The sequence below is a fragment of the Caballeronia sp. ATUFL_F1_KS39 genome (assembly GCF_023630985.1).
Taxonomy (GTDB): Bacteria; Pseudomonadota; Gammaproteobacteria; order Burkholderiales; family Burkholderiaceae; genus Caballeronia; species Caballeronia zhejiangensis.
Genome location: NZ_JALQDZ010000021.1, coordinates 39,547 through 51,186, shown reverse-complemented (window position 1 = coordinate 51,186; position 11,640 = coordinate 39,547). Strand labels below are relative to the sequence as shown.

Annotated in this window: 11 protein-coding genes; 5 read left to right on the top strand and 6 right to left on the bottom strand. The window is 62.2% G+C overall.

Annotated features, from left to right (window positions below):
* Positions 1-218: 218 nt before the first annotated feature.
* On the top strand, positions 219-1,853 hold the full coding sequence (locus tag NCR93_RS12215) for an NAD(P)/FAD-dependent oxidoreductase (protein ID WP_008344364.1): 1,635 nt from the start codon (positions 219-221) through the stop codon (positions 1,851-1,853).
* A gap of 29 nt (positions 1,854-1,882) precedes the next feature.
* Positions 1,883-2,263, top strand: a complete 381-nt coding sequence (locus NCR93_RS12210) for a hypothetical protein (RefSeq protein ID WP_008344366.1) — start codon at positions 1,883-1,885, stop codon at positions 2,261-2,263.
* Between the two features lie 53 nt (positions 2,264-2,316).
* Here the strand turns inward: NCR93_RS12210 and NCR93_RS12205 are convergent, their stop codons facing one another.
* From NCR93_RS12205 to NCR93_RS12195, 3 genes are all read right to left on the bottom strand, one after another.
* Positions 2,317-3,858 carry a UxaA family hydrolase gene (locus NCR93_RS12205; RefSeq protein ID WP_008344367.1) on the bottom strand — a complete coding sequence of 514 codons (1,542 nt, stop codon included), beginning with the start codon at positions 3,856-3,858 and terminating at the stop codon, positions 2,317-2,319.
* A 16-nt stretch (positions 3,859-3,874) separates the two neighbouring features.
* Positions 3,875-5,161 carry an MFS transporter gene (locus NCR93_RS12200; protein WP_008344369.1) on the bottom strand — a complete coding sequence of 429 codons (1,287 nt, stop codon included), beginning with the start codon at positions 5,159-5,161 and terminating at the stop codon, positions 3,875-3,877.
* 97 nt (positions 5,162-5,258) lie between these two features.
* Positions 5,259-6,383: a mannitol dehydrogenase family protein gene (locus tag NCR93_RS12195; protein WP_034473910.1), complete on the bottom strand. Its 1,125-nt coding sequence runs from the start codon at positions 6,381-6,383 to the stop codon at positions 5,259-5,261.
* Between the two features lie 224 nt (positions 6,384-6,607).
* Between NCR93_RS12195 and NCR93_RS12190 the strand changes: the two genes are divergently transcribed.
* Entirely contained in the window at positions 6,608-7,306 is a 699-nt protein-coding gene (locus tag NCR93_RS12190; RefSeq protein WP_008344373.1) for a FadR/GntR family transcriptional regulator, read from the top strand.
* Between the two features lie 48 nt (positions 7,307-7,354).
* Here the strand turns inward: NCR93_RS12190 and NCR93_RS12185 are convergent, their stop codons facing one another.
* Positions 7,355-7,675, bottom strand: coding sequence for a hypothetical protein (locus NCR93_RS12185; protein ID WP_008344375.1), 321 nt, complete (start codon positions 7,673-7,675; stop codon positions 7,355-7,357).
* Positions 7,676-8,051: 376 nt separating this feature from the next.
* Here NCR93_RS12185 and NCR93_RS12180 point away from each other — a divergent pair, with 376 nt between their 5' ends.
* On the top strand, positions 8,052-8,927 hold the full coding sequence (locus NCR93_RS12180; protein ID WP_008344377.1) for a class I SAM-dependent methyltransferase: 876 nt from the start codon (positions 8,052-8,054) through the stop codon (positions 8,925-8,927).
* Here the strand turns inward: NCR93_RS12180 and NCR93_RS12175 are convergent, their stop codons facing one another.
* The gene (locus NCR93_RS12175; RefSeq protein WP_008344378.1) at positions 8,928-9,485 is read right to left on the bottom strand and encodes a DUF1415 domain-containing protein; all 558 of its coding nucleotides are present in this window, start codon (positions 9,483-9,485) and stop codon (positions 8,928-8,930) included. It abuts the gene before it with no gap.
* Positions 9,482-10,129 carry a TetR/AcrR family transcriptional regulator gene (locus NCR93_RS12170; RefSeq protein WP_008344380.1) on the bottom strand — a complete coding sequence of 216 codons (648 nt, stop codon included), beginning with the start codon at positions 10,127-10,129 and terminating at the stop codon, positions 9,482-9,484. Before NCR93_RS12170 ends, NCR93_RS12175 begins: the two co-directional genes overlap by 4 nt.
* A 131-nt stretch (positions 10,130-10,260) precedes the next feature.
* Between NCR93_RS12170 and NCR93_RS12165 the strand changes: the two genes are divergently transcribed.
* Positions 10,261-11,544, top strand: coding sequence for an MFS transporter (locus NCR93_RS12165; protein ID WP_033536108.1), 1,284 nt, complete (start codon positions 10,261-10,263; stop codon positions 11,542-11,544).
* Positions 11,545-11,640 lie beyond the last annotated feature (96 nt).

The window sequence follows — 11,640 nt, the reverse complement described above, 5'->3', positions numbered from 1 at the left end:
GGACCGTGAAACGACTCCACGCCGATGATAGTGCGGATACCCGTGTGAAAGTAGGTAATCGTCAGGCTCCTCATGCTTCAAACAAAAACCCCACCCCAAAAAGGTGGGGTTTTTGCGTTTGAAGCGCGGTATCTGCGAATCCGCGAAGTGCGCGTTGCGCAAGCGCTAGAATCTCTCTACAGCTTTTCAAAAAGTACGGCAGCGCCGTCGATTTCCCCATGCTACGTCTAAGCGAACTCAAGCTCTCGCTCGATCATCCCGAATCGGCTATCGAAACTGCGGTTCTCGCGCGTCTCGCGGAAATCGGCGTTGGCGCGAACGAACTCGTGAGCTTTCAAGTATTTCGCCGCGCACACGATGCCCGCAAGCGCGCCGATATCAAGCTCACCTACATCATCGATGTCGAGGTGCGAGACGAAACGTCGGTGTTGAAGCGACTGGAAGCGCATCCGCATCCGCACTGCGGCGTGACGCCCGACATGGCGTATCGTTTCGTCGCAAAAGCGCCGGCGCAATCGACGATGCTGCGTCCCGTCGTCATCGGCATGGGACCGTGCGGGCTTTTCGCCGGCTTGATCCTCGCGCAGATGGGTTTTCGGCCGATCATTCTCGAACGCGGCAAAGCGGTGCGCGAGCGGACGAAAGACACGTGGGGCCTCTGGCGTCGCAACGAGCTCAATCCGGAATCGAACGTGCAGTTCGGCGAAGGCGGCGCAGGCACTTTCTCGGACGGCAAGCTCTACAGCCAGATCAAGGATCCCAAACATTACGGCCGCAAGGTGCTCGAGGAGTTCGTCAAAGCTGGCGCGCCGGAAGACATTCTGTATTTGAGCCGGCCGCACATCGGTACCTTCCGGCTGGTGAGCATGGTCGAGAAGATGCGCGCGCAAATCCATCAGCTTGGCGGGGAAGTGCGATTTCAGCACCGGGTTGAAGACATCGACATCGATAACGGCAAGGTGCGCGGGCTCAAACTTTCGACGGGCGAAACGCTGCGCTGCGATCACGTCGTGCTCGCCGTCGGTCACAGCGCACGCGATACGTTCGAGATGCTGCACGAACGCGGCGTCTACATGGAGGCCAAGCCGTTCTCGCTCGGCTTCCGGATCGAGCATCCGCAAGGCGTGATCGACAGAAGCCGCTTCGGCAAATTCGCCGGCCACGAAAAGCTCGGCGCCGCCGACTACAAAGTGGTCCATCACTGCAGCAATGGACGCGTGGTCTATAGCTTTTGCATGTGCCCGGGCGGCACGGTCGTCGCGGCGACGTCCGAGCCGGGCCGCGTCGTGACGAACGGCATGAGCCAGTATTCGCGCGCCGAGCGTAACGCGAACGCGGGCATCGTCGTCGGCATTACGCCGGATGACTACCCGGGCGGCCCGCTGGCCGGCATCGCGTTTCAGCGCAAGTGGGAAGAGCGCGCGTTCGAACTCGGCGGCGGCGACTACTCCGCGCCGGGGCAACTCGTCGGCGATTTCATCGCGGGGCGCGCATCCACTTCGCTCGGTTCCGTGGCGCCGTCCTACAAGCCGGGCGTAAAGCCGACCGATCTGAGCACCGCGCTGCCCGATTACGTGATCGAAGCGATTCGCGAAGCGTTGCCCGAGCTCGACAAGAAGATCAAGGGATTCGCGATGCACGACGCAGTGTTGACCGGTGTCGAGACGCGCACGTCGTCGCCGATCCGCGTGCGTCGCAAGGACGACTATCAGAGCGTCAATGTGGAGGGGCTTTATCCGGCGGGAGAGGGCGCGGGCTACGCTGGGGGCATCTATTCGGCTGCGATCGACGGCATCGAAGTGGCGGAAGCCGTCGCGTTGCAGATGATGGCGCAACACGCCGAGACGGTCTGATCGTCCGCGCTCCCAACGAGGTCGCGAACATGCCATCCGATGCGCTTCTCATCACCAATCGAGCGGTTGCTGTCGTCTTGCCGAAGCAGCCGTTCGTCGATTGGATCAACCGCGCCGATCCGGCACCAGACCCGCAGCGTCCCGTTCTTTTCGACGAGGCGCGCGACGACCCAAACACGTTCCTGATTCCATGCGGAGGCGACGATGTTATCGAGTCCGCCGAGAAATGGATCAACCGAAACTGGCAGACGATTTTCGAACAGATGCTCGACGACTGGTACACGGACGACGCATTGTGGCCGCAGAAGCGATCGCTCAAACTCTTTCGCGAATGGTGCGAAGTGCGGCTTCACGGCACGGTGTTCGACTGCTCGCACGAGCCAATCCAAATCGACCTCGGACCGGCCTGATCGAAGAAAAACGCGCCGGAACACGGCGCGTTTTTTTCACCAAAATAGAAGCCTCAAGTCACCACACCCACCTGCCAAGGCACGAACTCACTCTGCCCATACCCGTGGAGTTCGCTCTTCGACGCCACGCCTGACGCACAGTCGAGCATCATCTGGAAGATTTCGTCGCCGAGTTGTTCGATGGTCGCGGAGCCGTCGATCACGCCGCCGCAATTGATATCCATGTCCTCTTCCTGGCGTTCCCACAGCGCGGTGTTCGTCGCCAGTTTGAGCGACGGCGACGGCGCGCATCCATAAGCCGAACCGCGTCCCGTCGTGAAGCAGATCAGATTTGCGCCCGATGCAACCTGGCCCGTCGCCGACATCGGATCGTAGCCGGGCGAATCCATGAACACGAAGCCTTTCGCGTCGATGCGCTGAGCGTACTCGTACACTTCGACGAGATTCGTTGTCCCGCCTTTCGCGACCGCGCCGAGCGATTTTTCGAGGATCGTCGTCAATCCGCCGACCTTGTTGCCTGCCGACGGATTGTTGTCCATCGCCGCGCCATTGCGCGCGCAGTATTCTTCCCACCACTTGATACGCGTGAGCAGTTTCTCTCCGACCTCGCGGCTCACCGCGCGGCGCGTCAGCAGATGCTCCGCGCCATACACTTCCGGCGTTTCGGAAAGAATCGCCGTGCCGCCATGCGCGACGAGCTTGTCGACCGCCGCGCCCAATGCGGGATTCGCCGAAATGCCCGAATAGCCATCCGACCCGCCGCACTGCAAACCGACGATCAGGTGCGACGCCGGCAGCGGCTCGCGCTGCACGCGATTGGCATCGGCGAGCATTTCCTTCACCAGCGCGATGCCGCGTTCGATCGTCTTGCGCGTGCCGCCGCTATCCTGAATCGTGAAGCTCTTCAGATGCGAACCGTCCTTCAGCCCGCTCGATTCGAGCACACCGGAAATCTGATTGGTCTCGCATCCCAGACCCACGAACAGCACCGAATGAAAATTCGGATGCACCGCGTAACCCGCAAGCGTGCGCCGCAAGATGCCGAGCCCTTCGCCCTGCATGTCGATGCCGCATCCGAGACCGTGCGTCAGCGCGATCACGCCGTCGACGTTCGGGTAATCCGCGAGCGCTTCCGGATGCACGTCGCGCCGGAAATGATCGGCGATCGCGCGGGCGACCGTCGCCGAGCAGTTCACGCTCGTCAGCACGCCGACGAAATTGCGCGTGGCGACGCGGCCGTCCTCGCGGCGGATGCCCATGAAAGTCGCGGGCTTGTCGACGAACGGCGTCGGATGCAGATCGACGCCGAACTCGTGCTCGCGCGCGAAATCGGCCATCGACAGATTGTGCGTGTGGACGTGCTGCCCGCGCGCGATCGCTTCCTTCGCCACGCCGATGATCTGGTTGTAGCGCTTCACGGGCGCGCCCGCCGCGATATCGCGCGTCGCGATCTTGTGGCCCGGCGGAATCAGCCCGGCGACGACGAGATCCTCCGACGCGATCCGCGCGCCGGAGAGCAACTGACGCGTCGCGATCACGACGTCGTCGTTCGGATGCAGCCGGATGACCGCATGGTCGGTGGATGTGGTGGACATGGTTTTGTTCTCAGACTCAGACCGTGGAAGGTGCGCGACCGTCGTCGCGCCGGGCTTGCTCTTCTTCGGCGCGATTGAGCGGTTCGATCTTGCCGACAATGAAAAGATAGCTGAACGCGCCGAGGAAGCAGAAGCCGCCCGCGACGCACAGCGGAATCACGAACGAGCCCTTGGTGATCGCGAGCATCACGCCGGTGAACGTGGTGATGACGATGCCTGCCAGATTCGACGCGAAATTCTGGATGCCGCCGATCGACGCGACGTGATCCGGCGTCGGCGCGACGTCGCTCGGGAGCGACCAGATCGATGCAGCGGCGAACGCGAGACTCGCGTAAGCGATGCCGAAGAACGCGAGCATCAGATAAATGTTTTCGACGAACGCGCACAGCGTGATGACGGACGACATCAGCATGCCGCCGACCATGCAGGTCTTGCGTGCGGCGGTCAGGCTCCAGCCGCGCTTGAAGAGCGAATCGGAGATGAAGCCGCCGAGCCAGCCGCCGGGAATCGACATCAGCGCGGGAATCGTGCCGAGCGTGCCGAGCGATTTCAGCGAGAAGCCGTGCGCCTGCACGAGATAGCTCGGGAACCAGGTGATGAAGAAGTAGATCACGAAGTTCAGGCAGAAGAAGCCGAGCATCATGCCCCACAGCGTGCGGTACTTGAACAGCGACGCCCACGACACCTTGTTCTTCGGCGCAACCGGCACCGGCGCGACATCGGTTTCGCCGGTGAGATCGCCCTTCGACTTGTTACGGTAGATCAGGAACCAGCCGAGAATCCACACGAAGCCGATCACGCCGGTAATGACGAACGACGCTTCCCAGCCGAACGAGCTGATGATGAACGCGACGACCGGAATGGACAGTGCCGAACCCACGCGCGAGCCCGAATCGAAGATGCTGGTCGCGAATGCGCGCTGCGATTTTGTGAACCATTGCGACACGAGCTTCGCGCACGACGGATACGCGCCCGCTTCGCCGACGCCCAGCATCAGGCGGCAGCCGAACATGCCGACGACGCTCGTCGCAACCGCGGTCAACGCCGTGAACACCGACCACCAGCCCACCGCGAGCGGCAATGCGATGCGTGCGCCGACGCGATCGACGAACCAGCCGAACGGCATCTGCATGAGCGCGTAGCTCCAGAAGAAGCCGCTCAGGATGAAGCCCATTTCGGCCGGGCCGATATTGAGCGCTTTTTCGATTTGCGGCGCGGCGACCGCAAGGTTTGCACGATCGATGTAATTGATCGCGATTGCCAGAAAGGCCAGAAATATCACTACCCAACGCATTTTGCGCATCGTTTGTCTCCTCAATGGGGCGGCACTTCAATGTGTTCCAGCTCGATCCGCGATGCCGGCGCGGTGAGCCGTGATTGAAAATCGGTCGGGCCGGTCGTCAGGCGGTTTCGAGTGCGTCGCGAAGACGCGTTTGTTCGATGTCGAGCTTCAGTTCGCGCGCCAGATCGATGACGGGCTGAAAGCGTCGAACTTTCTTCTCGTCGTGATTGCGCGCGATGTCAGCGAGCCGATGGACGAGAAACGGGTTCTCGAAGCGGTCGCGCACGCTCGCGAGGTAGTCGGCCGCAACGTCGCCCTTGCCGAGCGCCGCGAATACGGGAAGCACTTCGTCGCGCCACGTCGCTTCGAGCGGCTCGCGATAGGCCGGATCGCGCATCGCGTCGAGTACGGTCATGTCCGGCGAGCCGTCGCGCGTGCGCCAGATCTGCGCGAGCATCGTGTGGCCGAGATTCAGCATCAGAAGCTTGAGGCGTTCGTAGTGCGCGAGATCGTCGGTGACGACGATGTCCTCGTGCTCGCACGGCAATACCATGCCGTCCTGACGCTCGATCGCCCACAGCGCGTACGGCTCCGCGATCGCGCCGACAGGTTGTATCGGCTCCGACACGATGCGGTCCACGAGCGAATTCACCCACACGCAGTCGTTCGTCAGATAAGCGATGAACGCGTCGTCGACGTTCCAGCCGCGCGCCACGCCGATGACCAGATCGCGCAGCGTATCGCCGTTGCGCGAAACGAGTTCGCAGGGCAGAAGCGTGATCGGCGCGCCGCCGGCGCGATGCCGCGCGTGCAGCAGCACCGCGAGCTTTGCCGCGAAGCCGCGCGGCGTGCGCTGGCCGTCGAGCAGATCGGCGGTGTCTTCATCGAAAAGCGCGTACCCTGCGTCGGCGGTGTTCGAGACGATCACTTTCACGTCGCGCTTCACGCGCTCGATCAGCAAGGGCCAGTCTTCGTTCGCGTGCAGCGCTTCGGTGATGGCATCGCATTCGACCGTCATATCGATGGTTTCATCGCGCTGACGGCCACGGATGCGCACCGGATAACGCCCGGCCGAGCGCAAGGCCTCGACACGCGCGCGGCTGTCGGCGCTCGAAGTCGTCTGGACGACGGTAATCTTGCCGAGCGCTTTCGCCGGATCGCGGCGCGCTGCAACGGTCACGAAAAAATCGACGTGTGCCTGCAAAAAGCGGCTGGTGCCGAATTGGAGAATCGGATTGCTCATCGTCGCGCGCGCTAGGGAGGAATTTCGTCTGGGAACGGTTCCAGATCGCCGTAAAAAAATTGGCCCACCTGGCCTTACCGGATTGCATACTAGTGTCTTGAAATAGAATTGGTCAAGCCACTTGTAAGCAGTCTGCGGACGGCAAACGCCCGCCCCACGGCGCGTCAACCCTTCCACTGATTACAATCCACGTTTTCCCCGAGACGAAAAGCAGGAGCCAGCTCGTGAGCGTCAAACCAGCCGAAACGCGTCGCCTCTATCTACAGATCGCCGACAAGCTGCGCGGGCTGATCGAACAGCAGGATTTCGCGCCGAACGGCCGCTTGCCGTCCGAGCGCGAACTGGCGCAGACGCTCGGCGTGTCGCGGCCATCGGTGCGCGAGGCGCTTGTCGCGCTGGAACTGGAAGGGCGCGTCGAAATTCGCATGGGCTCGGGCGTGTACATCGTCGCGGCGCCGTCGGCGAAGCCGGCGACGAGCGAAGCGGAACTGGGCGAAAGCCCGATCGAGATCATGAACGCGCGCGGCGTAATCGAGGGCGCGATCGCGGCGAGCGTCGCGCCGTTCTCGAAACCGAAAGAGATCAAGGCGTTGCGCGCCGTGTACGAGACGATGGCGCGCGAAGTCGCGAACGGCCAGGTGCCGATGGCGGCCGATCGCGCGTTTCACATCGCGATCGCGCAGATGACCGGCAACGACGTGCTCGTGCGAACGGTCGGCAGTCTGTATGACGAGCGGCATAGTCCGCTGTCATCGACACTGCGTGGGCACTTCGAAGGAGAGGAAACGTGGGCGGCCGCGCTTGGCGAGCATCGCGAGATTCTGGAAGCACTGGAAGCGCGCGACGCCATACAGGCGCAAGCCGCGATGCAGCGGCACATGCGTCAGTCCGCGGCGCGCCTCATGACCAAACGCAAAAGCTGACGCCGGCGCGCGCTCGGAACGCGCACCGGTTTCAGACGCGCGATCGCGTCAGCCCGGATAGGCTTCATCGACCTTCAGACCCGCCAGCTTGAAGATCACGCGCAACGTTTGCGGCGCAATCTCGCGGCGTGACGCGAGCGTCGTCAGGACGAAATCCATCACCTTGGCGTACTTCAGCATGGTCAGGCACGTTTCGATATCGGTGGAGCCGTCGCGCATCGATTCGGCGAGGCGCAACATCTCCACGGAAATCTCTCGTGCCATTTCGAGTTCGAGTTGCTGCTTTTCGCTCCACGCGGGCATCGCGGTCAGTGCCGCGAGCATCTCCTGAAATTGTTTCTCTGCTTTCTTGTCCGGGATCGCATCCATCGCCGTCCTCTCATGTTCATGGCGCCGGCGAGTCGCATTCGCCGCGCTGTGCGTTAGGTGTTACGTAACAAGGTGGGCGCGGGTGACGACGTTCGACGTGTCGAGGCACGGCTTGTTACTGGCTTGTTGCTCCTGCTTGCTGCATCGGTACGCAGCCGCGAGGCCACGCTGTGTCGTCTTTTCCAATGGCCTCATTGTCCGACGATGCACAATCCGTTCCATGCGTTTGCTGCCACGCATTGGCCGATCAGCCGTGGCTGGAACAAGAGCGTCTTCGCGCTTTTGGGTAAACTTCCCCTTTTGAGACGGCAGAACCAGCGGTTAGCGCACATTCGGCGCGAACTGCTCCGCTTTTTTTATTCAACACACCTTCAAGATGACCAGGAAGTCCTCCGCGTCGGCTCCGGGCACACCCGACCCATCCACCAAACACGAGATTCGTCCAGGCCAGTCGATCGAACTGCTGAAGGAACTCCATATCCTCACGCGCGACGGCAAGATGAATCAGGACAGCCGCCGCAAACTGAAGCAGGTCTATCACCTCTATCAGTTCATCGAACCGCTTCTCGCCGAAGTTCATGAGCGCCAAGGGGCCGTATCACTTGTCGATCACGGTGCAGGAAAATCCTATCTTGGGTTTATTCTCTACGATCTCTTCTTCAAGACTCTGCGCGATCGGTCACACATCTTTGGAATCGAGACGCGCGAAGAGCTCGTAAAAAAATCGGAAGAATTGGCTGGCCGACTCGGGTTTACGGGGATGTCATTTTTGAATCTGTCGGTGGCCGAATCAATTGATTCAGATCGTCTACCTGATTCGATCGATATCGTCACCGCGCTTCACGCGTGCAACACCGCCACCGACGACGCCATCCAGTTCGCTCTGCAAAAGAAAGCGAAATACATCGTCGTGGTGCCGTGCTGTCAGGCGGAAGTGGCTTCGGTGCTGCGCAAGAACAAGGGCCACTCGCTTTCGAAGAACGTGCTGACGGAAATGTGGCGGCATCCGCTGCACACGCGCGAATTCGGGAGCCAGATCACGAACGTGCTGCGCTGCCTGCAGCTCGAATCGCACGGTTATCAGGTGAGCGTAACGGAACTCGTCGGCTGGGAACATTCGATGAAGAACGAGCTCATCGTTGCGCAATTCAAGGACCTGCCGCGCGGCCGGCCTGCGCAAAGGCTGTCTGACGTGCTGGAAACGCTCGGGCTGGACGAGTTGCGCGAGCGCTTTTTCGCGCCCGCGCACTGATCAGGACTTCTCTTTCATCCACGCTGCGAAGCCGTCGTGCCCGAGACGGCGCAGCGTTTCGATATTGCGTTCGTAGATGTCGGCCGCATCGGGAAATGCAGCCACCGCGCGATCGATGCTCGCTTCGCGGATCAGATGGAACGTCGGGTACGGCGCGCGATTCGTGTAGTTGTCGATATCGTCGGGCCCGGTGCCTTCGAACCGATAGTCCGGATGAAAACTCGCGATCTGCAATTCGCCCGCGAGTCCCAATTGATCGACGAGGCGCTCGGCGAAGAAGAGCGCGTCGTTATAGTCGGCGAAATCGGCGAACGCGTGCGGCGTGATGAAAAGCGTCGTGTCGATTACTTCCGCGTCGGTGTCGCGCAAGAGGCGAAGTTCATCGGTCAGTTCCACGACGAGGTCGTCCACGCCGCGCGCCTCGCTCACCACATAGCGAATCTGCTCTTTGACATGCACGCTCTTCGCGAACGGGCACAGGTTGAGTCCGATCACCGCGCGGGTGAGCCAGTGTCGGGTCGCCGCGATCACGTCGTCGCGGTTGCTGCTGTCATTCATGAATCTTCCTGTTTGCGATGCCCGGCGCAGGCCGCCGCGATCAGCGTGCGCGCGATGCGCGGCGCGGCGAGCAGCGGGCCCGAACCGGGGCCGTAGGTCTGGCTCGTCGCGTAGATGCCGTCGACGAGCAACGCGAGCGATTCCGCCAGCTCGACGGGATTATCCGCTCCGGCGGCCGTCGAAATTTCGACGAGACGGGTCATCAGGTAACTTTTGTTGCGCTCGACCGATTGGCGCGCGGGATGCGCCGGATCGCCGAATTCGCACGCGATGTTCACGAACGGGCAGCCGCGGTAATCGGGCGACGACGCGCGCTTCACCAGATCTTCGAGCGCCTGGACGAGCTGTTTCGCCGGCTCGCCGGGATGTTTCGCGACGCTCGCCTCGAAGCGCCGCCGGAATCTTTCATCCATGCGCTCCAGATACGCGACGACGAGTTCGTCTTTCGACGCGAATTGCCGATACAGGCTCATTTTATTGACGCCCGCCCGCTCGACGACGGCATCGACGCCGATCGCGCGGATGCCGTCGCGATAGAAAAGCTCCTGCGCCGCGTCGAGCAATTGCTCCTGCGCGGTCGCCGCGTCCGTGCGCGCGTTACGACGGGCGGCGGTTTTCGGCTGATCGGACGTTACTCGGGTCAAGATCGGATCCTCGATGATTTCTGCTCCATGCTTGACATGTTACCGATCGGTAACTAAGCTCGCAACTCTGATGTGACAGAACGGTAACGAAGGTTCTTGCTTGAGATAAAAATCAACCTGACGGAGCAGCGATGAATTGGGTAGCGAGACGGCTGAACGGCCGTATGCATTACGGCTGGGTCGCGGTGGGCGTCGTGTTCCTGGTGTTGCTCGCGGCGGCTGGCACGCGCGCAACGCCGAGCGTCATGATGTTGCCGCTCGAAAAGCAGTTCGGCTGGTCGCGCGGCACGATTTCGCTGGCGATTTCGATCAATCTCGCGCTCTACGGTCTCGCGGGCCCGTTCGCCGCGGCCGCGATGCAGCGTTTCGGCGTGCGCCCGACCGTGCTGGCCGCAATTGCGACGCTTGCCGCCGGCGTCGGCATTTCGTCGATGATGACCGAGCCGTGGCAAATGGTGCTCGTCTGGGGCGTGATGGTCGGCAGCGCGACGGGCGTGGCCGCGCTCACGCTGTCCGCGACGATCGTGAATCGCTGGTTCACGACGCATCGCGGCCTCGCGATGGGCATTCTCACCGCGAGTTCCGCGACCGGCCAGCTCGTGTTCCTGCCGTTCCTCGCTTCGATCTCCGAGCATTACGGCTGGCGTCCGGTAGTGTTCGTCGTCGCGGCGGCGGCGGCGATCGTGTTGCCGCTCGTCGCGTGGCTGCTGCCCGAGCGCCCGGCCGATCTCTCGCTGCGTCCGGTCGGCGAGACCGCCGACTTGCCGCCCGGCGCGCTCCCGCCGCCGAAAAATCCGATCAAGGTCGCGTTCGGCACGCTCGCGATGGCCAGCAAGACGCGCGATTTCTGGCTGCTGTTCTTCAGCTTCTTCGTCTGCGGCGCGAGCACGAACGGTTACGTCGGCACGCATCTGATCGCGATGTGCTCCGACTACGGCATGACGCAAGTGCAGGGCGCGACGCTGCTCGCCGCGATGGGCATTTTCGATCTCTTCGGCACGACGCTCTCCGGCTGGCTTTCCGACCGTTTCAACTCGCGCGTGCTGCTGTTCTGGTACTACGGCCTTCGCGGACTGTCGCTGATCTATCTGCCGTATGCGTTCGGCATCGATTTCTTCGGCCTGCCGCTCTTCGCCGTGTTCTACGGGCTCGACTGGATCGCCACCGTGCCGCCGACCGTGCGCCTCGCCACCGATGTCTACGGCAAGGAATCGGCGCCGATCGTGTTCGGCTGGGTCGTCGCGGGCCATCAGCTCGGCGCGGCGTTCGCGGCGCTCGGCGGCGGCATGCTGCGTTCGAGCCTCGGCAGCTATACCGTCGCCACGATGATCTCCGGCGGCCTGTGCCTCGTCGCCGCCGTGACGGTGCTGCGCATCAATCGCGCGGGCCGGACGATGGGCGTCGCCGCGACCTGACGATCTGCACGCGCGCGCGAGCTTGTTTATCCTTGTCGCGTTGAACGGCGCGCATCTTTGCCGATGCGCGCCGTTTGTCTTTCATCACGCCAACGA